Annotated in this window: 24 protein-coding genes and 1 pseudogene; 10 read left to right on the top strand and 15 right to left on the bottom strand. The window is 62.4% G+C overall.

Annotation, left to right across the window (positions count from 1 at the left end; all coding sequences use genetic code 11):
• Nucleotides 1-123 precede the first annotated feature (123 nt).
• Nucleotides 124-834 (top strand): SIMPL domain-containing protein, encoded by a 711-nt coding sequence (locus tag AC1DX6_RS09770; RefSeq protein WP_477312635.1) that lies wholly within the window; start codon nucleotides 124-126, stop codon nucleotides 832-834.
• A gap of 173 nt (nucleotides 835-1007) precedes the next feature.
• Here the strand turns inward: AC1DX6_RS09770 and AC1DX6_RS09775 are convergent, their stop codons facing one another.
• The gene (locus AC1DX6_RS09775) at nucleotides 1008-1397 is read right to left on the bottom strand and encodes a hypothetical protein (protein ID WP_477312637.1); all 390 of its coding nucleotides are present in this window, start codon (nucleotides 1395-1397) and stop codon (nucleotides 1008-1010) included.
• Between the two features lie 250 nt (nucleotides 1398-1647).
• Nucleotides 1648-2094, bottom strand: a complete 447-nt coding sequence (locus AC1DX6_RS09780; protein ID WP_477313675.1) for a YcgN family cysteine cluster protein — start codon at nucleotides 2092-2094, stop codon at nucleotides 1648-1650.
• 199 nt (nucleotides 2095-2293) lie between these two features.
• On the opposite strand from AC1DX6_RS09780, the gene AC1DX6_RS09785 reads away from it, so the two are divergent.
• Together AC1DX6_RS09785 and AC1DX6_RS09790 are read left to right on the top strand one after the other, a co-directional pair.
• Nucleotides 2294-4471, top strand: a complete 2178-nt coding sequence (locus tag AC1DX6_RS09785; protein WP_477312639.1) for an OmpA family protein — start codon at nucleotides 2294-2296, stop codon at nucleotides 4469-4471.
• A 221-nt stretch (nucleotides 4472-4692) separates the two neighbouring features.
• On the top strand, nucleotides 4693-5211 hold the full coding sequence (locus AC1DX6_RS09790; RefSeq protein ID WP_477312641.1) for a TIGR00645 family protein: 519 nt from the start codon (nucleotides 4693-4695) through the stop codon (nucleotides 5209-5211).
• A gap of 17 nt (nucleotides 5212-5228) precedes the next feature.
• On the opposite strand, the gene AC1DX6_RS09795 is transcribed toward AC1DX6_RS09790, so the two are convergent.
• From AC1DX6_RS09795 to AC1DX6_RS09805, 3 genes are all read right to left on the bottom strand, one after another.
• The gene (locus tag AC1DX6_RS09795) at nucleotides 5229-6095 is read right to left on the bottom strand and encodes an SDR family oxidoreductase (protein WP_477312643.1); all 867 of its coding nucleotides are present in this window, start codon (nucleotides 6093-6095) and stop codon (nucleotides 5229-5231) included.
• Between the two features lie 113 nt (nucleotides 6096-6208).
• Nucleotides 6209-6853: a helix-turn-helix transcriptional regulator gene (locus AC1DX6_RS09800; protein ID WP_477312645.1), complete on the bottom strand. Its 645-nt coding sequence runs from the start codon at nucleotides 6851-6853 to the stop codon at nucleotides 6209-6211.
• 8 nt (nucleotides 6854-6861) lie between these two features.
• Nucleotides 6862-7752: a S1C family serine protease gene (locus AC1DX6_RS09805; RefSeq protein ID WP_477312647.1), complete on the bottom strand. Its 891-nt coding sequence runs from the start codon at nucleotides 7750-7752 to the stop codon at nucleotides 6862-6864.
• 169 nt (nucleotides 7753-7921) lie between these two features.
• On the opposite strand from AC1DX6_RS09805, the gene AC1DX6_RS09810 reads away from it, so the two are divergent.
• Nucleotides 7922-8872, top strand: coding sequence for a S1C family serine protease (locus AC1DX6_RS09810; RefSeq protein WP_477312649.1), 951 nt, complete (start codon nucleotides 7922-7924; stop codon nucleotides 8870-8872).
• A gap of 11 nt (nucleotides 8873-8883) precedes the next feature.
• Here the strand turns inward: AC1DX6_RS09810 and AC1DX6_RS09815 are convergent, their stop codons facing one another.
• The gene (locus AC1DX6_RS09815; RefSeq protein WP_477312651.1) at nucleotides 8884-9306 is read right to left on the bottom strand and encodes a VOC family protein; all 423 of its coding nucleotides are present in this window, start codon (nucleotides 9304-9306) and stop codon (nucleotides 8884-8886) included.
• Between the two features lie 67 nt (nucleotides 9307-9373).
• On the opposite strand from AC1DX6_RS09815, the gene AC1DX6_RS09820 reads away from it, so the two are divergent.
• A complete protein-coding gene (locus tag AC1DX6_RS09820) occupies nucleotides 9374-10000 on the top strand; it encodes a TetR/AcrR family transcriptional regulator (protein WP_477312653.1) in 627 nt (208 codons plus the stop codon).
• Here AC1DX6_RS09820 and AC1DX6_RS09825 read toward each other — a convergent pair.
• Nucleotides 9933-10889, bottom strand: a complete 957-nt coding sequence (locus AC1DX6_RS09825; protein WP_477312655.1) for a LysR family transcriptional regulator — start codon at nucleotides 10887-10889, stop codon at nucleotides 9933-9935. The two genes, AC1DX6_RS09820 and AC1DX6_RS09825, sit on opposite strands and share 68 nt — an antisense overlap.
• Before the next feature lie 109 nt (nucleotides 10890-10998).
• On the opposite strand from AC1DX6_RS09825, the gene AC1DX6_RS09830 reads away from it, so the two are divergent.
• From AC1DX6_RS09830 to AC1DX6_RS09840, 3 genes and pseudogenes are all read left to right on the top strand, one after another.
• Entirely contained in the window at nucleotides 10999-11634 is a 636-nt protein-coding gene (locus AC1DX6_RS09830; protein ID WP_477312657.1) for an FMN-dependent NADH-azoreductase, read from the top strand.
• A 322-nt stretch (nucleotides 11635-11956) separates the two neighbouring features.
• Nucleotides 11957-13614, top strand: a pseudogene (locus tag AC1DX6_RS09835) (Hsp70 family protein).
• Complete coding sequence (locus AC1DX6_RS09840; RefSeq protein ID WP_477312659.1) at nucleotides 13604-14635, top strand: hypothetical protein; 1032 nt, start codon at nucleotides 13604-13606, stop codon at nucleotides 14633-14635. The pseudogene AC1DX6_RS09835 and the gene AC1DX6_RS09840 overlap by 11 nt, the downstream one beginning before the upstream one ends.
• Nucleotides 14636-14704: 69 nt before the next feature.
• Here AC1DX6_RS09840 and AC1DX6_RS09845 read toward each other — a convergent pair whose 3' ends face one another.
• Complete coding sequence (locus AC1DX6_RS09845; protein WP_477312661.1) at nucleotides 14705-15001, bottom strand: HlyU family transcriptional regulator; 297 nt, start codon at nucleotides 14999-15001, stop codon at nucleotides 14705-14707.
• Nucleotides 15002-15112: 111 nt separating this feature from the next.
• Nucleotides 15113-15787 carry a PadR family transcriptional regulator gene (locus AC1DX6_RS09850; RefSeq protein WP_477312663.1) on the bottom strand — a complete coding sequence of 225 codons (675 nt, stop codon included), beginning with the start codon at nucleotides 15785-15787 and terminating at the stop codon, nucleotides 15113-15115.
• A 272-nt stretch (nucleotides 15788-16059) separates the two neighbouring features.
• Between AC1DX6_RS09850 and AC1DX6_RS09855 the strand changes: the two genes are divergently transcribed.
• The gene (locus tag AC1DX6_RS09855; RefSeq protein WP_477312665.1) at nucleotides 16060-16317 is read left to right on the top strand and encodes a DUF2798 domain-containing protein; all 258 of its coding nucleotides are present in this window, start codon (nucleotides 16060-16062) and stop codon (nucleotides 16315-16317) included.
• A 57-nt stretch (nucleotides 16318-16374) separates the two neighbouring features.
• On the opposite strand, the gene AC1DX6_RS09860 is transcribed toward AC1DX6_RS09855, so the two are convergent.
• From AC1DX6_RS09860 to AC1DX6_RS09885, 6 genes are all read right to left on the bottom strand, one after another.
• On the bottom strand, nucleotides 16375-16743 hold the full coding sequence (locus AC1DX6_RS09860; RefSeq protein ID WP_477312667.1) for a thiol-disulfide oxidoreductase DCC family protein: 369 nt from the start codon (nucleotides 16741-16743) through the stop codon (nucleotides 16375-16377).
• 15 nt (nucleotides 16744-16758) lie between these two features.
• On the bottom strand, nucleotides 16759-17823 hold the full coding sequence (locus AC1DX6_RS09865) for a DMT family transporter (RefSeq protein ID WP_477312669.1): 1065 nt from the start codon (nucleotides 17821-17823) through the stop codon (nucleotides 16759-16761).
• A 249-nt stretch (nucleotides 17824-18072) separates the two neighbouring features.
• A complete protein-coding gene (locus AC1DX6_RS09870) occupies nucleotides 18073-18366 on the bottom strand; it encodes a GYD domain-containing protein (protein ID WP_477245259.1) in 294 nt (97 codons plus the stop codon).
• Nucleotides 18367-18575: 209 nt separating this feature from the next.
• Nucleotides 18576-20600, bottom strand: a complete 2025-nt coding sequence (gene rpoD / locus AC1DX6_RS09875; RefSeq protein ID WP_477312671.1) for an RNA polymerase sigma factor RpoD — start codon at nucleotides 20598-20600, stop codon at nucleotides 18576-18578.
• Nucleotides 20601-20978: 378 nt separating this feature from the next.
• A complete protein-coding gene (gene dnaG, locus AC1DX6_RS09880) occupies nucleotides 20979-22919 on the bottom strand; it encodes a DNA primase (protein ID WP_477312673.1) in 1941 nt (646 codons plus the stop codon).
• Nucleotides 22920-23056: 137 nt separating this feature from the next.
• A complete protein-coding gene (locus AC1DX6_RS09885) occupies nucleotides 23057-23428 on the bottom strand; it encodes an RcnB family protein (RefSeq protein WP_477312675.1) in 372 nt (123 codons plus the stop codon).
• A gap of 385 nt (nucleotides 23429-23813) precedes the next feature.
• Here AC1DX6_RS09885 and AC1DX6_RS09890 point away from each other — a divergent pair, with 385 nt between their 5' ends.
• Nucleotides 23814-25478, top strand: a complete 1665-nt coding sequence (locus AC1DX6_RS09890; protein WP_477312677.1) for a Na/Pi cotransporter family protein — start codon at nucleotides 23814-23816, stop codon at nucleotides 25476-25478.
• The last annotated feature ends 40 nt before the right edge of the window (nucleotides 25479-25518 follow it).

Raw genomic sequence — 25518 nt, forward strand, 5'->3', positions numbered from 1 at the left:
GATTAATGTTTTTCCCCGAGCGGCACAAGGCTTTCCGGAAGGGCTGGAAGCGATCGCCCAAATCAGCCCATATTCGCGCCCTAGTTGGCAGGTGCGACCGGATCGCTGACCAAGGAGATTTTCATGACCAGATATCTTTTACCCCTAGCACTTGCTGCCGCAATCGCTTTTCCGGCGATCGCCGGCGCTGCCGATTCTCCGCCATCACCCCGCATCATTGTCTCCGGTGAAGGCGATGCGACCATGGCACCCGATCTGGCGCTGCTGACGCTGAGCGTCATGCGTGAGGCAAAGACCGCGCGCGCGGCGCTCGATGCCAACAATGATGCGATGGCCGCCGTGATCGCGGCGCTGAAATCGGCCGGCATCAAGGAACGCGACCTGCAGACCGCCGGCATCCAGATCAACCCGCGCTACAACTACACCAACAAGCCGGACGGCAGCCAGGAGGCCGAGCTCGTCGCCTACCAGGTGACCAACACGCTTTCGGTGCGGATCCGCGATATCGACAAGACCGGCGACATCCTCGACAAGGCAGTGTCGCTCGGCGTCAACCAGGGCGGCGGCATCGCCTTCACCAATGAGGATCCGGCGGCGGCCATCACCGAAGCCCGCAAGAAAGCGGTCGCCAACGCCATGGCCAAGGCCAAGACACTCGCCCAAGCCGCAGGCGTCAGCATCGGCCGGGTGCTCGAGATCACCGACCAGAATGTCGCGCCGGCGCCGATGCCGATCAACGCCAAGGCCTTCGACGCGGCCGGTGCCGCGGTTCCGGTGCAGGCCGGCGAGAATTCCTATGCGGTGCAGGTCACCGTCACGTTCGAGCTGAAGTGACTGGCACTTTCGAGCTGAAGTGACTGGCGCCTGAAACGTCATTCATGACAAAAATGAAAAACCCCGGAGGATCGATCCTCCGGGGTTTTGTTTTGAGCCGCGCATTCCTGTGTGGAGGGGCTCATACTACTCCAGACTGACCTTCGTAGAAGGTCGTGTCCCCAATCTTCGCCTTAGCGGTAGAGGACCGGGCAGCCGCGCTCATTGGCAAACACGACCAGCACGCGGTCGCCGTCCTGGCGGCCTGCAACCTTCACCGTGCGGCGGTTGATGTCGACGATGCGGGCGCGGTACAGACCCATGCGCTCGGCCTTGTCGAGAGCACGCTCGGGCGAGCAGAACCGGCGTCCGCCACGGTCGTCAGGGCGCCATTCGTTGTCGTCATGGCGGTGATGGCGGCGGCGATAGTAGTTGTCGTCGTCTCCGGTATAGACGCCGAAGCGGGGATCGTTGTTGTTGCCGAAGCCGAGATAGATGCTGTCGGCATGAGCGACGGGGATGGCGGCAAGCGTGCTAAGGCCGATCATGGCTGAAAGCGTCGCGGTCTTGATCACGTTGAACATTGTCTTCTCTCCTTGTTGAGGGCCTTTTTCTGCCCGTCTTCGTCGAACCGATGGAGCGGAGAATGCTCCTTGCAGTCTGAACTCATTGCGAACCGGCTGTTCATTTTCGGTTAATCCGCAGGACCAGGCGAAAGCAGATGGAATTCCGACCTTCCCCGTTTGCAAACGATCTTGAACCCCAAAAAAATCCGATCTCCCAAACGCCTGATCGCCCAAAACGCCTGAGCGCAAAGTCTGTTCCGCAAACGATTCAGGGCTCGTCGTCGAGCATATGGTCGAAATAGTCCTCCGGCTCGGCAAGCTCGGTCTCGCTGGCGCTGACCCGGCCGCGGATCGAGATGCCGGCCTCGTGCACGGTCTCGGCACTTCCCGAAACCAGCCGGTGCCACCAGTAGAGATCGCGGCCCTCGGCGACCAGCCGGTAGGCGCATGTCCTGGGCAGCCAGCTGATGGTGCGCACATTTTGCGGCGTCAGCCCGACACAGTCGGGAACCCGCGCCAGCCGGTTGGCGTAGTCCGAGCAGCGGCAGGTCTGAGCGTCGAACAGCCGGCAGCCGACACTTGTCCAGTAGATTTCGCCGGTGTCCTCGTCCTCGAGTTTCGACAGGCAGCATTTGCCGCACCCGTCGCAGAGCGACTCCCACTCGGTCGGGGTCATCGCCTCCAGCGTCTTGGTTTTCCAGAATGGCGTGTCCATTGCGGGGATGTGGCCCGCGTTGGCGTCAAGGTCAAGCAGCGCGATGGTCGCAATTGCCGGCCGCACCATACGAAAAACACGAAATCGCCTTCAAAACGCCGGCCAAACGTCCTTCGCTGCCGGTAATGCCTGCAAATCGGAACCAATCCGGTTAAGGACAGTTTGGGCAGGGATGGGACCCACAAGGAGAATTTTTGACATGAAACGCCAACCACGGATTCTGGCAGGCACAGCGCTTGGCCTGCTGATGGCATCCGCGCCGTTGGGCGCGTTCCCGCTGCACGGCAGTGCCGCATTCGCCCCGCTGCAGCGCACGGCAGCACCGCTCATCCTGGCGCAAGCAGCTTGCGCCGAAGGGGAATCGGCCGAAGCCTGTGCGCAGAACCAGCAGGCAGAACCGGAACAGAAGCCCGAAAAGAAGAAGCGGGACCAGCAGCAACAGACAGAATCTGCTCCAGCCGAGCAGGCCGCTCCAGCTGTGGAAGAACAGCAGCCCCGCAAGAAGAGGCACGATCAGCAGCAGCAGCAGCAGACGGAATCTGCCCCAATCGAACAGGCGGCTCCAGCCGTCGAAGAACAGCAGCCCCGCAAGAAGAGGCACAAGCAGGAACAGCAGATCGAGGCAGCGCCGGCAGAGCAAGCCGCTCCTGCTGTCGAGCAGGCAGCCCCTGCAGTCGATGAACAGCCGCTCAAGCCGCGCAGGAAGAAGCACGATCAGCAGCAGCAGATCGAAGCGGCCCCTGCCGAACAGCCCGTCGAACAGGCAGCCCCGGCAGTCGACGAACAGCCGCTCAAGCCGCGCAAGAAGAAGCATGACCAGCAGCAGCAGATCGAGGCTGCCCCTGCGGAACAGCCGGCCGAACAGATTGCACCTGCCGAACAGGTCGCGCCCGCAAACGACAATGAGCAGGCGAACCCGCGCAAGAAAAAGCACAAGCAGGACCAGCAAATCGAGGCCGCCCCTGCGGAACAGGCGCCGGTCAAGACAGAAGCGCCTGCCGGAGAGCCCGTGCCGCAGGCTGAACCGCTTCCGACCGACCAGCAGGCTGCTCCTGCCGAGGGCGAACAGCCGCTGGACAAGAAGAAGCATGGCAAGAAGCCTGTCGGCGAACAGCCGGCAACAGCGGAACAGCCCGCCACCGGCGAACAGCCTGTTACAGATGAGCAACCTGTTACTGGCGAGCAGCCCGTCACTGGCGCGCAGCCGGTCCAGGGTGAAAATCCGGTTCAGGGCGAAGCCCCGGTCGATCCCAACGCAGCCCCCATTCTGGACAGCCAGAAGGATGTCCAGCGCAAGCACAAGGGCGGTGGCAAGGATAAGGGCGGCAACCAGACCGAACAGCAGAATGGCGAGCAGGTAGCACAGCCTCCAGTCGACCAGGGACCGCCGCCCACCGACGACAAGGCAGCCCAGCAGGAAATCAAGCCTGAAAAGATCGTTCCCGTGACGGAGGAACAGGGCACGCGCGTCGAGCGCGCACCCGACGAGAATGTTCGCGACCGCCGGCGCCCCAAGGGCGTGGACGTGTTGAAGGAGATCGGCGACCGCGTCATCATCCAGTTCAACAACCAGACGATCGTCGAAAGCAATGACGGCCCGCGCATGAACCGCGGCGCCAAGGATGTCTACTACGAGGATCTGCCGCGCGGCCGCACCCGCGAAACCGTGGTGCGCGCCAACGGCGTCCAGATCGTCACCATCCGCAACCGCAACGGCGACGTCATCCAGCGCTCGCGCATCACGCCGGACGGCCGCGAATATGTGCTGAGCTATGTCGACGAGCGGCACTATGACGACGACAACGACTGGCGCGATCCCGGCGACGACCTGCCGCCGATGCGGCTCAACATCTCGCGTCGGGACTACATTCTGGATTCGGAGGATGTGGAGGATCCGGACGACTACTACACCTTCCTCGAACAGCCGCCGGTGGAAAAAGTCCAACGCCTCTATTCGATCGACGAGGTGAAGCGATCGGCCCGCGTGCGCGACATTGCACGGCGCGTCGACCTCGACACGCTCAACTTCGAATTCGGTTCGGCCTCGATCTCCGACACCGAAGTGCAGAAACTCGAGGGTGTCGCCAATGCGATGGAGAAGCTGTTGAAGAAGAACCCGGCCGAGACCTTCCTGATCGAAGGCCATACCGACGCGGTCGGCACGCCGGTGGCCAATCTGGCCTTGTCGGATCGCCGCGCCGAGGCGGTGGCGGAGGCCCTGACCAATGCCTTCGGTATCCCGCCGGAAAACCTGACGACACAGGGCTATGGCGAGGAATATCTGAAGGTCAACACGCAGGCGCCCAACCGCGAGAACCGCCGTGTCGCCATCCGCCGCATCACCTCGCTGGTGGCGCCGGTGGCAAGCGACAACTGACCAAGATGTGAACCGCGCGATTCGAAGAGATCATTGAATCGCGCGGTCACCCACCCCAGATTCATGACAGGGCGTTCCCTGCCCTGTCCCGACTCCAGCGGGACACATGAGCCCCGCCGGCCCTCCCGGCGGGGTTTCTGTTTTTGGCATGACTGCCCTTGCAAACGGTGGCGGTCTGCCTGAAATACCGCCCTCAAGAAGAACCAGACCGGAACCGTTCTATGAAACGCCTCGAACTCGCCATTGAATCGATCATTCTTGCGTCGCGCTGGCTGCTCGTGGTGTTCTATCTCGGACTGGGCTTGGCGCTGGCCATCTATGCGCTGTCCTTCGGCAAGAAGCTCTATGAGTTCGTTCTCATGGCCTTCACGCTCGGCGAGACCGACACCATCCTGAAGATGCTCAGCCTGATTGACGCGGCTCTGGTCGCCTCGCTGGTGGTGATGGTCATCATCTCCGGCTACGAAAACTTCGTCAGCCGCTTCGACGAGAATGACGGCGAGGTTCACTGGCTGGGCACGATCGATGTCGGTTCGCTGAAGGTCAAGGTCGCCTCGACCATCGTCGCGATCTCCTCGATCCACCTGTTGCAGGTGTTCCTGAATTCGGTCTCCTACACCACCGACCAGTTGATGTGGCTGACCATCATCCACCTCGCCTTCGTCGCCTCGGCGTTCATGCTCGCCTATATCGACCGGCTGATGGGTCTGGGCAAAGTCAAGAAGGCCGCCGAGGAATGACGCCAGCGGCGGTGCCGCTAGTAGATGCCTTTTATCTTCGTGCTCGAGTTCGCAAACACCTCATCGGGCACAAAGAAGTCGCCAGCCAGCGGGCCTGTTGCACCGGGCGCATAGACTGAAAAGTCGCTGACGCCCTCGGCGCGCAGCACCTCCTCGTCGATGTGGAAATTGCCGGTCGCCTCGCGCGACGGCCGCATCAGGATCGCATGCGCGGCATCGGCCATGATGTCGGGCGAACGGCTCATTGCCACCACCGTCGCACCGCCCAGAAGATTGCGCACCGCCGCCGTGTCGATGGTCGAGATCGGCCACAGCGAATTGACCGCGATGCCGTCTTTGGCGAACTCCGCGCTCATGCCCAGCGTGCACATCGACATGCCGAATTTGGCCATCGTGTAGGCGACATGGTTCTTGAACCACTTGGCCTTCATGTCGAGCGGCGGCGCCAGATTCAAAATATGAGGATTTTGCGCCAACTTCAGGTGCGGAATGCACATTTTGGAAACCAGGAACGTGCCGCGGGTGTTGATCTGGTGCATCAGATCGTAGCGCTTCATGTCGGTCTCCAGCGTGCCGGTAAGCTGGATGGCGCTGGCATTGTTGATGCAGATGTCGATGCCGCCGAATTTTTCGACGGTTTTTGCCACCGCCTCGGCGACCTGCGCCTCCTCGCGTATGTCGCACAGCATCGGCAGTGCCTTGCCGCCGGCCTGTTCGATCTCTTCAGCCGCCGTGTAGATCGTGCCCGGCAGCTTCGGATGCGGCTCGGCGGTCTTGGCCGCGATCGTCACATTGGCGCCATCGCGCGCGGCGCGTAGCGCGATCGCCAGACCAATGCCACGCGATCCGCCGGAGATGAACAGCGTCTTTCCCTTGAGCGACATTTTTCCTCCACCTATCTCTTTGCGCAATCCTTGCCTGCGCAGCTTGCGGATACAAGAGATTGTAAGGGGAAGCCATGGTGACGCTGCGGAGGGCCGCCCAGAACTTGGGTTCCCTAAACCAGCACCAGGCCCTGCCGCATGGCGATGGCAATCGCGTCGGTGCGGTTGGCGGCACCCAGCTTGATCAGGATCGCGGCGACGTGGAACTTTGCCGTGTGCACGGAGATGTTGAGCCGCCGCGCGATGACCTTGTTGGGCGCGCCCTCGGCCAGCAGCGCCAGCACTTCGCTCTCGCGCGGCGAAAGCGATGGCCTGGATGAAACGCCGTCGAGCGTCTCATCTTCGAACGGGTCGCCATCGCCATCATGGAAATCGTCACGCCGGTCGGACAAGGGGCGCCCCTCGCCTGAAATCCGGTAGCCCGCCGCCGCCAGCCTGACGGCAGCGGCGACCAGCAGCGCGTCCGCTGCCGCCGGCAGCACGGCAAACACCGCACCCGTCGGCCGCACGCGGCTTGCCCCCGAGGAGAGCAGTACACGCGGTGCATCGGCGCCGCCGCCGCTCAGCGTGCCGTTTTCCAGCGCGTCGGCATCCACGATGGCGACATCAGCCGCCTCGCCGCCGCCGACGACAACCGGCAGCAGATCGTCGCTCATGGCAAGCGCGGCGGACAGGCGCTCGGCGCGCGCGGCATCGCCGAGCGCGATCAGCACTGTCAGCCGCCGCCCTGAGATTCCGTCAGCCTCGCTGCTTGCCATCGATTCTCTCAGCTCAGCGGCTTTTCGCCGATGGTCAGCACGACCTGGCGCGTCTCGCCGCCGCGCACCACGCCGAGCGTCACCGAGGCGCCTGCGCTGTCGGGCCCGAGCTTGCGGATCAGCTCGCGCGGGCCGTGCACCGCTTCGCCATTCCACGAGACAATGATGTCGCCCAGAGAGAGGCCGGCGGCCTTGGCCGGACCATTGTCGTCAAGGCTCATCACCATGGCGCCATGCGCGTTGCCATCGCGGATCGGGTGCAGGCCGGCGCCGAGATAGCCGCGCGCAACATGACCCTTCTCGCGCAACGTCGCCACAGCCCGCTCGATCGTCTCGTAGGGCATGACCAACGCCCGCCGGCGCGGCCCGAACAAAAGCATGCCGATCAACGCACCCTTAGCGTCGAGAACCGGGCCGCCCTCGAAACGGCCGCCGGCACCAACCGCAAGATTGATGCGCTGGTCGATCGTGCCGCCGCGCATCGAGCGCCAGGCCGGACCGACCTCGGCGACCGTGCCGAAGACGGCGAGCGCCGAACCATCGCTGTTGCCGACGGCGATGGCCAGGTTGCCCGGCCGCACCGCGCCGGCTTTGGCCAGCCCCTCCTTGCTTAACAAAGACGGCGCGCTGACAGCACCTGCCGGCTTCAGCAAAGCGACACCGGTCGAAGGGTCGCGTCCAACCAGTTCGGCCTTCACGGTCTCGCCGGAGGCCAGCGTCAGCTCGATCTCTTCGCCGGTCTCCACCGCCTCCTCGGCAGTGACGAAATAGCCGTCGCGCCAGTGGAAGGCGGTCGCCGTGCGGTGGTGATGGGTGGCGAAGCTCGCCGCCACCGGCGCCGCGGTTGCGGCGATGTCGGCGATGGCGTCGGAAAATGCGCTCAGGTTGAAGTCGCTCATTGGGGTCTCCTGGGTTTTCTCATGCCCCAGATATCGCTCGGCTACGCGTTCGCTTGTACTCGCCTGACGGCTAGTTGCTGGTTCGACTGGCCATCTGGTCAGGTCGCGACCGAATGGGCCGCTTCGCACATATAGTCATCATCAAGCCTGATAACACGGAGCCCCGCCGATGGCCCTCCTCGCCCCAAGATTCCAATCCGACGACACGCTGCTTGACGCCTATTCGACGACCGTTGCCGATGCGGTCGACCGCATCGGTCCGGCCGTGTGCCGCATCGAGCGCATCGGTGGCGCCGGCGGCCATGGCTCCGGCTTCGTCATCGCGCCGGACGGGCTGGTCGTCACCAATTTCCATGTCGTCGGCGATGCCCGCACGGTGCGCGTCTCGATGCCGGACGGCGCCTCCAGCGAAGGCCGCGTGCTCGGCCGCGACCCCGACACCGACATCGCGCTGGTGCGCGCCGACGGCAGCTTTACCGACGTCGCACCGCTCGGCGATTCCAAGCGCCTGCGGCGCGGCCAGATCGCCATCGCCATCGGCAATCCGTTGGGATTCGAATGGACTGTTACGGCTGGCGTCGTCTCGGCGCTCGGCCGCTCGATGCGCGCTTCCACCGGCCGACTGATCGACGACGTCATCCAGACCGACGCGGCGCTGAACCCCGGCAATTCCGGCGGGCCGCTGGTGTCATCGGCGGGCGAGGTCATCGGTGTCAACACCGCCATGATCCACGGCGCGCAAGGCATCGCCTTCGCGGTTGCCTCCAACACCGCCAATTTCGTCATTTCGGAGATCATTCGCTTCGGCCGCGTCCGGCGCGCTTTCATCGGCATTTCCGCCGACACGACAAACCTGCCGCGCCGCGCCGCCCTTCTGTCGCAAGTGTCGACCAGCACGGCCGTGCGCCTGCGCAGCATCGAGAAGAACGGCCCGGCGGCCAAGGCCGGCCTGAAGGAGGGCGACATCATCGCGGCAATAGACGGCCGCCCGGTCACCGGCGTCGACGACCTGGTGCGCATGCTCGATGCCGAACGCATCGGTCGCGAAACGCTGTGCACCGTCGTGCGTCGCACCGGCGTCAGCCAGGTGACGGTGACGCCGGTGGCACGGGCGAGCTGAGGCCTCCGGCTCTAATCTGCCGGTTCTTCGACAAATTGCGCCTGAAACTCCGGGCTGAGCGGGATCGGTTTGATCACGTCGATCAGCACACCATTAGGGTCCTTGGTGATGAAATGGCGCTGGCCGAAGGGTTCATCCCGCAAGGACAGCAGGATCGGCAGGCCAGCGGCAAGGATGCGTTCATAGACCGCGTCCGGATCGCGAACCTCGAAATTGATCAACAGGCCAGACGTGCGGCCGCGACCCTCCTCCGGGATGGTCTCATGGTCGCCCTGGACGATGCCGAGATTGACTCGCCGGTCCTCGGCCGACTGCAGATGCACGTACCAGTCGCTCGCAAACAGCGGCTTGAAGCGGAAGTGCTTGACATAGAAGGCTTTCGTGCCGGCCACGTCGCCCGTCATCAGCACCGGATAATAGCTCGTCGTCTTCATCTTTCCTTCTCCCGTCACATAACATACAGTCTGTATGTAAATTCGAAATAACATACAGGCTGCATGTATGCAACGAGAAACCGCGCACCGCTCCAACCGCGACCGCACCGAAGCGACGCGCGCCGATTTGATCGCCGCGGCGCGAAAACTGTTCATTGAAAAACCCTATGCCGAGACCGGCACCCCCGAGATCGTCGCGGCCGCCGGCGTCACGCGGGGTGCGCTTTACCACCATTTCGCCGACAAACAGGCACTGTTCGCCGCCGTCGTCGAGCAGGAGGCAGCTGCGGTGGCGGAGGAAATCGAGCGCGCTTCGCCGCCCTCGTTGTTTGCCCGCGACGCGCTGATCGCCGGCTCGGACGCCTATCTCAGCGCCATGCGCGTGCCCGGCCGCACCCGGCTCCTGCTGCTTGACGGGCCGGCCGTGCTCGGCCGCGCCGGCATGGACGAGATCGACAATCGGCACGGCAACCGCTCGCTGTGCGAGGGCCTCGTGGCGGCGATGCGCGAGCAGTCGATGGCAAAATTGCCCGTGGACGCGCTGACCGCACTGCTTGCCGCCGCCTTTGACCGGGCCGCACTGGCTGCCGAGGCCGGCGCCTCAGCCGAGGATTACCGCGCCGTTCTCATGGCGCTGATGGATGGATTGTTCCCGGTTCCCCTTCCGGCACCTGGCCCGGCTCGAACTCGTTGAAGCAGCCGAGCTGGCGTTTGAACTGGTCGATCAGCCAGGCCGCAGCCGGTTTCGGGCTGCGGTCGGCGCGGTGCATGGCAAACAGCGGCGAGCGCACCTCGCTATAGGGCTCCAGATCGAGCTCCACCAGCCGGCCGCTGGCCAGGTCGTCGGCGACCAGCCATCGCGGCAGCCCGCCCCAGCCCAGCCCCTCGCGCATCAGCGCATGCTTGGTGCGAACATCCGTCAGCCGCCAGGTGCGGTATGCGAACACGCCGTAGTCGCGCCCGCGCGTGCGCTCGGACTGGTCGGTGACGACGAGCTGCGTGTGTTCACGCACATCCTCGACCGCCACCGGTTTTGGCAGCAGCGCCAAGGGATGGCTGGGTGCGGCCACCGGCACCAGCGAGGTGAAGCCGATGCGCAGAAGGTGCACGTCCGCATCGCCCGGAATGCCGCCGACGCCGAGATCGGCCAGCCCTTCGACGACATGGTCGACGATCAGCCCCAGCGAGCCGATATGCAGGCGCAGCGTCACCGTTGGAAACTGCGCCTCGAACGCTTTCAGCACCCGCACCAGCACCGGTGAAGGCAGCGCCATGTCGACCGACAGGACGACCTCGGCCTCAAGTCCTTGCCGGTAGCCGTCGACGCGCGAGCGGATGCGCTGCAGCACGCCGACCATGCGCCGCGCATCTTCCAGCGTCGCGCGGCCGACTTCGGTCAGTTGCGGCTCGCGCGTACCCTCACGCTCGAACAGTTTCAGGCCAAGCTGTGCCTCGAGATTGGCGATGCCATAGCTGATGACGGATTGCGCGCGGTTGAGCTTGCGGCCGGCGGCCGAGAAACTGCCGGTGTCGGCAACGGCCACAAGGATCTGAAGCTGGTCCAGCGTCGGGTTGGGTTGCATCGTCTTATCCAGATTGTAGATGGATACTATACAAAATATACCAGTTTTTCAAATGGGTCGGCGGCCCCATATCTGGCTGGACAATTCATTCCAACCCTGGAGAGCCCCCATGTCCATCCTTCTCGTTACGTCCAGCCCGCGCGGCGCTGCCTCGCACTCGACCCGCATCGCCACTGAATTCGCTGAAAAGCTGCTTGCCGCCGATCCGTCGGCGACGCTTGTCGTGCGCGACCTCGTCGCCAATCCGCTGCCGCACATTGACGCCGATTATTCGACCGGCATCTACACGCCTGTCGAAGCCCGCACTGAGCGCCAGGCCGAAGTGGTCGGCGTTTCCGACGCTGCGCTCGACGAGCTGTTCGCGGCCGACACCATCATCCTCGCCACCGGCTTCATCAACTTCGGCATCTCGTCGACCCTGAAGTCCTGGGTCGACCACATCGCCCGCTCCGGCAAGAGCTTCTCCTACGGCGAGGGCGGCCCCAAGGGCCTCGTCACCGGCAAGAAGGTCTATATCGTGCTGGCCTCGGGCGGCATCTATTCCGAAGGTGCGGCCGTGCAGTTCGACCACGCCATCCCCTATCTGCGCGGCGTGCTCGGTTTCCTCGGCATGACCGACGTCGACGTCATCCGCATTGAAGGCGTCGGCATGGGTCCGGACGCGGTAACCGCCGCACTCGCCAAGGCGACGGCCAAGGTTGACGCCGTGGTGGCCGCGACCCAGCAGGTTGCCGCAGCGGCGTAACCGCAGGCCATTCCCGACCCGAATGAAAAAGGCAGGTGCTCCGGCGCCTGCCTTTTTGTTGTTCCACGAACGTCGACCGAAACGGAGCAGCGCGTGTAGTGAAACGCGCCGCGAGATCGCCACGTAACCGTGTGCGCGTTGTCGGGCGAATCCTCTTCACACGTGTTTGATTATTCAGATAAGTTCAATTTTGAGTTTTATGCCAAGTACAGTATGTGCAAGTCACACACGTCATAAATGACAAGCCACCTCAAAACCTCCCACGGAGACTTGTTTGTCTGAGTTCCCAATTCTCGGCATTGACCTTGGCACGACCAATTCGTTGGTAGCTCATTTTACCGCAGAAGGTCCCATATTGATCCCCAATGCTATGGGCGCCTTTCTGACGCCTTCCGCCGTGGGGCTTAGCGACAGTGGTGACTTGCTGGTCGGCCAGGCAGCCAAGGACAGGCTCGTGTCCAATCCCGATATAAGCACGGCACGATTCAAGCGTTATATGGGCACGGACCACATGGTTCATCTCGGCCGCAAGACATTTCGCCCGGAAGAGTTGTCCGCGTTCATTCTGCGCTCCTTGAAAGCGGACGCCGAGGCGCATCTCCAGCAGCCTATTGACGATGCGGTTATTTCCGTGCCGGCCTACTTCAACGACGTGCACGCAAGGCAACGATCGCGGCCGCACAACTCGCGGGCCTTAAGGTAAGCCGGCTGATCAATGAACCGACTGCGGCGGCCTTGGCTTATGGCCTGCATCGCAAGGACGATGAAAGCACCTTTCTTGTCGTGGATCTTGGCGGCGGCACATTCGACGTTTCAATTCTGGAGATGTTTTCTGGCGTCATGGAGGTGCGGGCGTCGGCCGGGGACGCATTTCTTGGCGGAGAAGACTTCACGGATATCCTTGTGGCGTTGCTGGGTAAGGATCTTGGCCGTGATGATTTGGGAAAGGGAGATCTGTCGCGGCTGCGTGCGCTAGCTGACGAAGCAAAGCACAAGCTTTCAATCAGCAAAGACGCCGATATCCGATATGTTCTGAACGGCGAACAGAAGCATCTTTCTATCTCTGCAGATCGTTTTGAGGAGGCAACGACGCAGTTAGTCAACCGGATGAAGGCCCCTTTACAGCGCGCGATGCGCGACGCAAACCTGGGCAACGACCAGATCGACCGGATCATACTCGTTGGCGGTGCAACGAGAATGCCAATCATCAAGTCTGCAATAACCAAGCTTTTCAAGCGTTTTCCGGAACATGATCTCGACCCCGATCATGTCGTGGCCCTGGGCGCGGCAGTGCAGGCCGGCCTTGCTTCCCGGCATCAGGCACTCGACGACATCGTCATGACCGATGTTTCACCCTTCACCTTGGGTATCGAGACAAACCATCACGTCGGACCGAACGGCCAAACCCTGCCCGGATATTTTGCTCCAATCATTGAGCGCAACACGGTTATTCCAGCGAGCCGAGTTGAGCGTTTCAATACTGTAGTTCCTGGCCAGCAGAAAGTGGAACTCAATGTGTTTCAGGGCGAGGCGCCGCTGGTACGCGACAATGTCAAGATAGGCACATTGAGCGTTCCTGTTCCCGTCAACCGCAACGCAAATGAAGCAGTCGATGTTCGCTTTACCTACGATACGTCCGGAGTGCTCGAAGTCATCGCAACGGTCGTCACCAATGGCAAGGCTCATCGACTTATCATAGAAGGCAATCCGGGCGCTCTTTCGCAAAAAGACGTTCTGCAACGCCTGGCGGAACTTGATCGGATCAAGGTCCATCCACGCGAAGAAGCGGTTAACGCGGCGCTCGTCGCGCGTATCACGAAAGCTTTTGAGAATGCCTTGGGGCCGCAACGCAAGGTGTTGTCGGCACGGCTTGGGGAATTCGAGGCGATCCTTGCCCGGCAATATCCCAAGGAAATCGCCGCCGTGCGATCCCAAATCACGGAAGAACTCGAAGCGTTAGAGAAGTACGATGTTTATTGATGCGTTTTCCGTGCTCGGAATATCCGACAGGGAAGACGTCACCGAACGCGAGATCAAGCGCGCCTACGCTACAAAGCTCAAACTGATCAACATCAATGAGGATCGCGACAGCTTCATTGCATTGCGTCAGGCATTCGAGAAGGCGCGCGATCAGGTCAACAGGCGGGAGTATTTCGACAAAATTACTTCCCCTGACGAGACACAAATTGCCGAAGACACCGACGCGCGCGCTTTGAAGAACGTGCCATTATCCAACGAGAGTGCAGTTCCCGTTATCCTCGAAGCACACGCTTTGCGGGCCATGGAAGATGATATCGAGACGCTCCTTGTCGAAAACATCGAACCAGATGCACCAAAAGAAGCGGCTCCTGCCCGCACGACTTCAATTGCCATCGAAGCGCCTGCCCTGCGCGCCATGAAAGCTGTCGAGTCGCTTATCACCGAACCACAGAAATGGCAGGCAATAGACAGCTGGCTGGCAATTCTGGATGGCGAACTTCTACAGACGATTGACGACATTCGAGAGTTTGAAACCCGCATGCGGACCTATGTTTGCGAGCAATCAGGCTTCGGCGAGCGGCAGCGTCCGTTGGCCAAGCCCTGGATGATTCAGCGCTTGCTTGACTTGCTTGACGAACGCTTTGGCTGGACACGCAATCGCGGATCAAACTATTGGGAGAGTCAACAGCTTGACTGGTTGCACGCGCTAATCGATCCTGAGACGGCACCTCAATATCGTATGGCGTCCACGCCGCGACAGGACCCTGAGCCCGAAACGATCGCACCATCGATCCAAACCGCCGGTTCGGCGCGTCGATCACCCATTACCGGGTGGGCATGGTTTGTGATCTTTTTTGTGCTTGTTAAACTTGCCGCCGTTCTTTCGGGCTCAAATGAGCCGGCGAAAACATTCCCACGGCCCGATGCCACACAAGTGCCCGCAGGCATTCCTCCCGGCCTCTGTCGTAATCTGTCGTTTGACGAATGTTTCAAGAAGATGAGTGGGATACCGGAGCCATAGGCCGAAAATTATCGAACGGAAATCGGGGGAAAAGATAAACAACCGGAGCAACGTTGGCCACCGCGGGTCCTACCCGAACATCCTCTCGCCTTGCTCGTCGACCAGCTGCATGCCCTTCTTGATCGAGATATCGACAGCATCGTCCAGTCCGGCAAAGCGATCGGCGCGGATGAATTTGTGTTCCTTCATGACGCCGCCGACTTCCTTGGAAACCACGCCGCAGGTCTGGTACTGGCCGCCCTCCGCCTTGTAGGGCGTGGCACTGATCAAAAATCCCTTGTGCTCGACCTGCTTTGCCGGTGCGGCGCTCTTGGGCGCGCCCGCCTCACCGCCACCACCACCGAAAAGACGCTTCAGAAAAGACATGGGGCTTCCTCCAACGGCAATCATCCTGCACCGCGTCTCGCGGGTGCAGGATGATTTTCAGTACCGTTCCTCGACCGAACGGGCAAGGGCCGCTTGAGGCCGCTGCAGAGCTCAGCCGCGCGACAGCGCTTCCAGGGCGTCGGCTGCAGCCTCCAGCACAGCAATCGCCTCGGCCTGCTTTTCGGCCGGCGCATCGACGAAGTCGCCGAGCGCAGCACGCAGCCGATGGCGCACGGCGCGGAATTCATCGCGGGCATCCGAGCGACCACGCCCACCGCGCCGCCCGCCTTCCTCGCCGTCGTCATTCCAGCCGAACCAGTCGCGCGCCTTGGCCATCTTGCGGCCGAAGCGCTCGAGATGCTCGAGCACGCCGTCGATCATCTCGCGATTTTCGTTGAGATGCGCCTGCCCTTCCTCGGTGATCGAAAACACCTTCTTGTTGCCATCGGCTGCGGAGGCGGCATAGCCGGCCTCTTCCAGGAAGGTCAGCGTCGGATAAACGACGCCCGGGCTCGGGCTGTAGATGCCGCTGGTGCGCTCTTCCAGCGCCTTGATGATGTCGTAGCCGTGGCGCGGCGCCTGCGCCAGCAGCGACAGCGTGATCAGCTTGAGATCGCCGTCGGCCAGCATGCGTCCGGCGCGAAACATGTCGCCTGGCCCGCCACGGCCACCGCCACGACCGCCATGTCCGAACGGACCGAAACCGCCGCCGCGACCGCTGAACTTGCCGGCCATGTGCATGAAAGCGCGCTCGGCGCGCTCGCCAAAGGGATGATGTCTGTGCATTGTTTGCTCCTTGAGTTCTATCTTACGATATATCTTAAGTAGGCGCACACGTCGGTCGAGTCAAGATATATCTTACGATGTATCTAAGACTGGCGCCAGAGGCTTGCCTTCGCCAGAACCGGCAGCTAGAAGGCCGCTTGAGCGCCTCGGGCTGCTCCGTAAGCGTCTGACGTCAAGCAACGCATCCAACCCCGGTCTTTCCGGGCAGTTGCGCCGGAGAACCGGCGAACGGATGCCAATGCGACGGACCGGATACTTCAGGGAAAATCCCAATGACCATGAAAACCCGACGCAGGAAGCTGCCTGCGCGCTATGCGACGATCGTCAGCCCGTTGGTGCTGTCGCTGTTGATGACCTTCATCGTCTCGTTCATCTCGACGCTGAAAAGCCTCGGCTTCCAGCCCGGCCTGCCAGCCATCTGGCTCACCGCCTGGGGCCTGTCCTGGCTGGTAGCGTTTCCGACGCTGCTGCTGGTGCTGCCGATGGTGCGCCGCATCGTCGGCTGGCTGTGCGAACCCGCGGCCCGATAGAAGCCCCCGGGAAGGCCCGGAAATGCTTCCGGGCCTTTCAACCTGCAAGAATGCCAACTACCAGCGGCCCTTGCGCCGGTTCCAGGCATAGAGAAGATCGGCGAAGCGATCATAGCCAAGATGCGTCAGCGGCAGTGCGAGGCGGTTGCCGAACAGCGAAGCCAGCCAACCCTCGCCCGGCGTCGCCCTCCACACCGCAATTGCGACATCGGCGCCGACCAGAAGCTTGTCCTCGGCGTCGGTGGCGTGCAGTCGGCGGCGGATGTCTTCCAGCGAGATATTGTATTTGACCAGTGCCGCCGGCTCGGCATTGATGTCGCGAAACGCGATCCGCCCGGCCTTGATCGCCTCGATCAGCCGCCGCTTCTGCCGGCTGATGCCTGCATCGCAGACCGGACAGCGCGTGTTGTACCAGACGGTCAGCAAGGGCTTGGACCCATGTTAGCCGTGGTCATGCCGGTGATGCAGATCGGGATAGTGCGCATGCGCATGGCGCATCGGGGCATGCCGGTGTGGGTGCGAATGCGGCTCTGTTACCGGCCCGTCATGATGGTGCTGATGGTGCTCATCATGCACATGGCTGTGCTCATGCTCAAGAGCCTCGTGATCATGCTCGTGGTCGTGACGCTCGGAAAGATGCAACCACAGGCCAACGCCCATCAAAAGTCCCGCAATCGCCAGCTTCAGCGTCATGGGATCGCCGACGACAGCGATGGCAAGCAGCGCACCGATAAACGGCGCCAGCGAGTAATAGGCTCCTGTGCGTGCCGTGCCGAGATGGCGCAGCGCCAGGATGAACATCACCAGGCTGACGCCGATGCCAAAGAAGCCGACAGCGGCCGCGGCGGCGACAAAGGACGCGGCGGGAAATGATGCACCGGCAATGAAGCCGAGCCCGACATTGACGATGCCCGCCACAAGGCCCTTGAGCATGGCGATGACCACCGGGTCGGTGGCCGAGATCTTGCGGGTGAAATTGTTGTCCAGCCCCCATGCCAGGCAGGCTCCGGCAACCAGCAGGGCGCCGAGGTTGAAGGCAACACCCTTGCCCTCCCATGACAACAGAACCGCGCCGGCAAGAATGGCGAAGGCACCGAAAAGCAAACGCCGGTCGACATTCTCGCGATAGATGAGCCAGGCGATCGCCATCGTCGCCAGCCCTTCGAGATTGAGCAGCAGCGCGGAGCTGGATGCCGTATTCAGTGTGAGGCCGAACATCAAAAGCACCGGCGCGACGATGCCGCCCATGCCGATGGCCAGCACCAGCCATGGTAGGTCCTTGCGCGCCAGCTGTGCTTCGCCGGCCCGTGCTTCCGCGCCTCGGAGCAGACGAAATACGGCCAGCCCCACACCGGCGCCGAGATAGAGCAGGCCGGCCAGCATGAAGGGGTTGACGGTATCAAGCAGCAGCTTGGAAAGCGGCGGTGCCGCACCAAACAAGGCGGCAGAGCCGAGAGCAAGCGGCACACCGGGCCACAGATGCGAATGTGAATGCGGTTCAGACATGGCCTATCCTACCACGACGTCGCGTCGCGTCTTCCCGTTGCGCGCCCGGAATCAGAATTCGTAGCCGAAGCTCTGAGATAGAGCCGTCGAACGATGCTTTTGGCCTCGTCTTCATAGTGCGTGCGAGTCAAAGGGCGCGTTGATGTTCGCCCTGGGAAGCGCCATCAGGCGCCGTCAAGCGGCGCCTGACCATGGGCGATCGAGAAAGTTATTTGGTCTTACCGCTCGTCGCTCGAATCTGGACCGTATCTATCCAAGTGATGCGATGATCTCGCGATAGGCAACCTCCGGGAAAGCCTTCAGCGTTCGCGTCTTGACGTTGCCGCCACTCGCCAGCATCAGCGAGAAGCGGGCGAGCACCGCATCGTCGGGCGCCTCGACCACCGCCACCATGTCGCATTCGCCCATGGTGAGATAAAACGCCTTGAACGACCCGCCCATGTCCCCCAGCATCTTCCTGGCGGCATCGAGCCGCTTTGGCGAGTCGCGCACATTCTTAGCGCCCTGCTCCGTCCAGTTGATAAGCACGATGTAAGTCGTCATGGCACACCTCCCTCCGGGGCCACGGAGCACGGCGTCACCGCCGGGGCGGGCATCCGGGTTGTCGCCCAGAAAATGCATCCGACTTGGAAACTATCTGCCCGAAACAGACGGGCCGCAAGAGCCGCGCGTTTGGCAACCCGATCCCTGTGTCACCAACGAAAAAGGGCGCCATCGGCGCCCTTTTGAAATGCTCGTACCCGTGGCGGGCCTCAGCTGTCCAGGAAGCTGCGCAGCTTTCTGCTGCGGCTCGGGTGCTTCAGCTTGCGCAGCGCCTTGGCTTCGATCTGGCGGATACGCTCGCGGGTGACCGAGAACTGCTGGCCGACTTCTTCCAGCGTGTGATCGGTGTTCATGCCGATGCCAAAGCGCATTCTGAGCACGCGCTCCTCGCGCGGCGTCAGCGAAGCCAGCACGCGCGTCGTGGTTTCGCGCAGATTGGCCTGGATCGCCGCGTCGATCGGCAGGATCGCCATCTTGTCCTCGATGAAATCGCCCAGATGCGAATCCTCCTCGTCTCCGACCGGCGTTTCGAGCGAGATCGGCTCCTTGGCGATCTTCAGCACCTTGCGCACCTTTTCCAGCGGCATGGCGAGTTTTTCGGCCAGTTCCTCCGGCGTCGGCTCGCGGCCTATCTCGTGCAGCATCTGGCGCGAGGTGCGCACGATCTTGTTGATCGTCTCGATCATGTGCACCGGAATGCGGATGGTGCGCGCCTGGTCGGCGATCGAACGGGTGATCGCCTGCCGGATCCACCATGTCGCGTAGGTCGAGAACTTGTAACCGCGGCGGTATTCGAATTTGTCGACCGCCTTCATCAGGCCGATATTGCCTTCCTGGATCAGGTCGAGGAACTGCAGGCCGCGATTGGTGTATTTCTTGGCGATGGAGATAACGAGGCGCAGATTGGCCTCGACCATTTCCTTCTTGGCGATCGCGGCTTCGCGCTCGCCCTTCTGCACCTGATTGACGATCTTGCGGAATTCCAGGATCGAGATCGCCGTTTCGGTGGCGAGGTTCTGGATCTCGGCGCGCAGGTCGCGGATCGCGTCCTTCTCGTTCTTGGTGAATTCCTTCCAGCCGCGCGAGGTCAAATTGCCGATCGAGCGCGTCCAGTTCGGGTCAAGTTCCGAGCCCTGATATTCCTTCAGGAACTCCTCGCGGCGCACGCCGTAGCTTTCGGCCAGGCGCAGCAGCTTGCCTTCGTTCTGCACCAGGCGCTTGTTGATGTCGTACAGCTGCTCGACCAGCGCCTCGATGCGCGCCGTGTTGAGAGACAGCGACTTCACCGCCTTGATCAGTTGGTCCTTCAACTCCTTCAGCCGGCGATCCTGGCTGGGCGACAACGTGCCGGCGGCAGCCAGCCGGTTTTCGACCTGCTGATCCTGCAGCTTCCTGAGCTTCTTGTAGGTGTCGGCGATGACGTCGAGCGTCTCCATCACCTGCGGGCGCAGTTCCGCTTCCATCGCCGCCAGCGACAGGCTGGCCTCGTCTTCGTCTTCCTCGTCGTCATCGACCAGTCCGCGCGTGTCGGCGCCGACATTGGTGACGTCTTCTTCCTCGTCGCGCGAACGGCGCGACTTTTCCTCGGGCTTCGGGGTTTCCTCGATGCGCTCGACCACCGGCGCCTGCTTGGCTTCGGGTCCGGCATAGGTCGCCTCGAGATCGATGATCTCGCGCAGCAGGATCTTGGATTCGTTGAGCTCGTCGCGCCAGATGATGATGGCCTGGAAGGTCAGCGGGCTTTCGCACAGGCCCGCAATCATCGTCTCGCGGCCGGCCTCGATGCGCTTGGCAATGGCGATTTCGCCTTCGCGCGACAAAAGCTCGACCGAGCCCATCTCGCGCAGATACATGCGAACCGGATCGTCGGTGCGGTCGGTCGGCTCCTTCTTGGTGGTCGTGGCGGCAACGGCGGTGCCGGTCTGCTCCGCGAGCTCGTTGGCGTCTTCCTCGGCGTCGGCGGCCGTATCAGTGGCTTCGGGCTCCTCGCCCTGCTCGTCGTCCTCGACCACGTTGATGCCCATGTCGGACAGCATCGCCATCGTGTCCTCGATCTGCTCGGAGGTGACTTCCTCCGAGGGCAGCACCGAATTCAGCTCGTCCATGGTGACATAGCCGCGCTTCTTGGCGGCCTTGATCATCTTCTTGACAGCATCATCGGAAAGGTCGAGCAGAGGCCCATCGGTGGCGCCTTCGCGTTCGGTTTCGACCTCTTCCTTTTCCTTTGTCGCCATAGTCTTTGTTTTCTCCTAGCGGCTGAACATCAAAGCCGCGTATGCTGCCGGACCGGTCAAATTGGATGCGCTCGTTGTCAAACGCGCTTCACCGGGGCCAGTAACTGCATCTCTCGTTAAGTCCAGATTAACCCTGATATCTGTGGCAGGCAGCTTGCCTGTCCAGTGACCAGTACCTCACATCGTTGCATTACCCATCGACGCCGGGTGCGGGTTAACGTTTCGAATCGTCCTGATTCCGCCATTCTGCCAGAAGGTCAAGCGCCTCTCGCATGATTCGCATGAAAAAAGCGAATCAATTACCCGACTTAGAGCGCCGCGCGCCCAATTCGACGCGTAAGCACGTTCTTGCTCTTTCACTTCGACGCAGGCTTTGACCTACACGCGCCCGGCACGCCCTGAAGACACGCCAAACCCTTCGATCAACGCTTCCGTCGCTTGCACATCATTGAATTGCGCCTGAATCTCGACCAGATGCCGGAAATTTTCGTCCGAGGGATCCGCATCGAGCGCCGCTTGCGCCTGTTTCAGCTCTCTATGTAAGGTGCGCGCGCTGCGCTGCAAGTGCAGCGCCTGGTTGAAGGCGTCGCGGGCATCGTCGAGCGCCGCGGTTTCCAGCGCTGGCCACTGCCTGGCACGCTTGATCAGCGCCACCGAGCGCGCCCAGATGTCGCTGCAGCCGGCGCGCTCAATTGTCGCGATCACGGCGTGGCGGTCATTAGCCATGTCATGCGCCATGGCGTCGAGGATAGCGGCGTGCAGTCGCTTCAGATCGGTGTTGGCGAGGTCGAGGAACTCGACATGGGCGAAGTTCTCGTCGATCAGCGCCGGATGATTGATCAGCGCGACAATGATCGTCGCCTCGCGCACCGACATCATCTCGCCGCCGCGCTTGACCATGGCGGAGCGGCCAAGGCTTTCGGTGATCGCGGCCCGCGCGCCGACGCCGCTACCTTTCGCGAACTGTCCGCCAGGTGGGGGCGTCTTGCCCCGCCCCGGTTTCCAATCCTGACGATCTTGCCGAACATTGCGCTGGGCGCTGAAGAAGTTCTGCTCCCGCTCACGCATCCACTGCTGGTAGTGGTAGCGCTGGCTCTCATCGCGGATGCGGCTGGTCAGTTCGCGTAGCGTCTTTGTTAGCCCCGCCCGCCGCTCCGGCGTGTCGAAGACACCGCCCGCCGTCTCGCGCATCCACAACAAATCGGCGAGCGGCCGCGCTTCCGCCAGCACGACACGAAACGCGTCCGGTCCTTCCGCCTTGACCAGATCGTCTGGATCCTTGCCCTCCGGCAGCAGCGCAAAGCGCACCGAACGGCCGGCCTGGACCGCCGGCAGCGCCATGTCGGCGGCGCGCCACGCCGCCTTCAGCCCCGCCTGGTCGCCGTCGAAGCACAGCATCGGTTCCGGCGCCATGCGCCACAACAGTTCGAGCTGGTTTTCGGTCAGCGCGGTGCCGAGCGGCGCCACGGCATTCTCAAAACCGGCCTGCGCCAGGGCGATCACGTCCATATAGCCTTCGACGGCGATGACCGTGCCGCCCTTGGCCAGCGCCTTGCGGGCACGGGCGAAATTGTAGAGCACATTGCCCTTGTGGAAGAGCTCGGTGTCGGGCGAGTTCATGTATTTGGCCAGCGCATCGGGCGCCAGCGCCCGGCCGCCAAAGGCGATGATCTTGCCCCTCGAATCCGGGATCGGGAACATGATGCGATCGCGGAACCAGTCATAGGACACCGGAATGTCGTCGCCATGGCGCACCAGCCCGCAGGCCTCGATATCGGCCTTGGGCACGCCCTTGGCGGCAAGATGCTCCTTCAACGCATTGCGGCTGTCCGGCGCGAAGCCGAGGCGGAACGACTGCTGTGTGGCCGGCGTCAGCCCGCGGTCCCTGAGATAGGCGCGGGCTTTTGCACCCTCCGGCCCTTGCAGCCGCTCCTGGAAGAAGGCGGTCGCCATTTCCATGACATCGGTCAGGCTGGCGCGTTCCTTCTCGCGCCGCTCCTCCTGGGCGTCGCGAACCGGCATCGGCACGCCGGCCATATCGGCGATCTTCTCGACCGCTTCGGGAAAACTCAATCCCTCGAGTTCGGTCAGGAACTTGAAATGGTCGCCCGAAACCGAGCAGCCGAAACAATGGTAGCGGCCCTTCTTGTCCTCGCAGTGGAAGGACGGGCTCTTCTCGCCATGGAACGGACAACAGGCCCAATAGTCGCCGCGCGACGCGTTGGTCTTCTTCCGGTCCCACGCGACGCGTTGGCCGATCACCTGGGAGATCGGCACGCGGTCGCGTATCTCGTCGAGGAAGGCGGGTGGAAAGCGCATGGGGAACTCTTTTCCCGTCCATATAATCACGCTTGCCGGGGCCGACGACCCCTAATACCGACCATACCCGGTTTCCACAGGGCAAAACAGAAGGCGGCCATCGCTGACCGCCTCCTTCAAGATCCGGCTTGCGCGGATCAGTGCGCCGCGATGGCGCCGAAGATGATGCCCGAGAGGATGCTGACCAGCACATAGTCGTTGCCGACCCGGATCCACTCCTGGCCGCGGCCGGGGCGATGCAGGCCATAGCGGCCATAGTCGCGGATCGGCTGGTGGCGCTTCCAGCTGGAATATTTCTGGCCTTGCCTCCAGTGGTTGTTTTTCACCACGACGCGCTTCTTGACGATGACGCGCTTCCTGACGTCGACATGCTTGCCGGGCTGCTGCCAGTCGACCTGCGCGTAGTTCGACTGCGGTACGACCGGCGCATTCAGCGGCGCGGCCTGGCCCTGCAGCGACGTCGCGACCAGCATCGAGACAGCGAGGGCAGAAAGGATAATGCGTTTCATAAGAAATCTCCTTGGTTGTCGATGCCCAAGGAGTAGCGGCCGGGCGATGAACTGAAACTGAACGCGCGCATTACAATTATGTAATGAATTCCTTTGCTTACACAAGAGAATTGAACACTATCCCAAAGGCAGGCCTGCAGTGCGGCGCGCTCAGCCGATCCGCCACACCACCGCCACCTGGCAACGCGCCCGTTTCCACATCCGTCCCTTTTCCGACACCGCCTGTCGTGCCGCAACGGTCCCTGAAATCGACAAGATTTTATTACCCGGCTAAAATATTCGGACTATTATCGGTCGCTGCCATGAACATGATTCGTACCCTTGTTCTTCACCCCGCTCGCCACGCTGTCCGCGTGACGGCCCCTGCTCGCATGCACACCCCAAGATGAGCGGCTCCGTCGTCCTCCTGCATCTGGCCGGCGCCGTGGCGCTGATGCTGTTTGCCACCCGCATGGTCAAGACCGGCGTCGAGCGCGCCTATGGTGACGTGCTGCGCCACAAATTGCGCGCCACCATGCGCAACCCTGTTATGGCGGTGCTGGCCGGTTGCGGCCTGTCGATCGCGCTGCAGAGCTCCACCGCCGTCACTCTGCTGGTCGGTTCCTTCGCCGGCGCCGGCATCGTCTCAGGGATATCGGGGCAGCTTGCCGTGCGCGGGGCCGAGATCGGCTCGGCCCTGGTCGTCAAGCTTTTGACCTTCGACCTGTCGCTGCTGGTGCCGATCTGCCTCGCCGCCGGCACCGTCATGTTCATGGCCACCGAGCGGCGCGACTGGCGCCAGTTCGGCCGCATCCTGGTCGGCATCGGCCTGTTGCTTCTGTCGCTGGAAATGATCGGCCAGGCGTCGGAGCCACTGCGCCAGAGCACGCTGATGCCGATGATCGTCAACTACTTCTCCGGCGATCCCGTGACCGCCTATCTGCTGGCGGCGCTCATCACCTGGCTGTTCCATTCCTCGATCGCAGCAGTGCTGCTGATGGTGACGCTGGCCGGCCGCGGCTTCATCCCACCGGAACTCGGCATCGTGCTGGTGCTCGGCGTCAATCTCGGCTCGTCGATCATCGCCCCGCTGCTGACCCGCAATGCCGAGCCCGGCGTTCGTGTCGTGCCGATCGGCAACCTCTTGATGCGCGGCATGGGCTCGCTGGTCATGCTGATCCTGTTCATGACCTTCAAGCCACCGGTCGCCTTTCTCGGCGCCACCGTGCCCGACCAGATCGTCAACGCCCACATCCTGTTCAATGTCCTGATCCTGCTCGCCGGCCTGCCGCTGGCGGGTCTCGTCTATCGCGCTTCGGAAAAAATCGTAGCGCTCGGCACCCCGCCGGTGCCGGCCAATGCGCTCGATGTCGTGGAGTTGTCGGCGCTCAACGACAGCGCGCTCGACATGCCGAGCCAGGCATTGGCCAACGCCGCGCGTGAGGTGGTGCGGGTCTGCGAGACGGTCGAGATCATGCTGAAGCGCATCATCGAGCTCTATGAAAGTGCCGACGCCGACAAGATAAAGGCGCTGGCAGCGCTCGATGACCGCGTCGACCGCAAGCACGCGGCGATCAAGCTCTACCTGGCCAAGCTTACCAGGAACCCGCTGACCGAAGACGAGGCCTTGCGCTGCCAGGAACTGATCGGCGCCTGCGTCAAGCTCGAACAGGTCGGCGACATCATCGTGCGCAACATGCTGGTGCATGTGAAGAAGAAGCTCGAGCGCGGACTGGAATTCACGCCCGAGGGCTGGCGCGAGCTTTGCGCCTTCCACGCCTCGGTGCTTGCCAATGCGCGGCTCGCCTTCAATGTTCTGGTGTCGCGCGATCCCGAGACCGCCCGCCAGCTGGTGCTGGAAAAGGACCGGCTGCGCGACCGCGAGAAGGAAACCAGCGCCAGCCATTTCGTGCGCCTGCGCGACGGCACCGCCAAGAGCGTCGAGACCAGCTCGATCCATCTCGACACCATCCGCGACCTCAAGCAGATCAACTCGCTGCTGGCGTCGATGGCCTATCCCGTGCTCGAGGAACGCGGCCTGCTCACCGGCTCGCGGTTGAAGGCGAGCTGAGCGGTCTCCCAAGTTCAGCAGCCGGGCCCAATAATACCTT

Source organism: Mesorhizobium sp. P2_C4 (assembly GCF_056404575.1).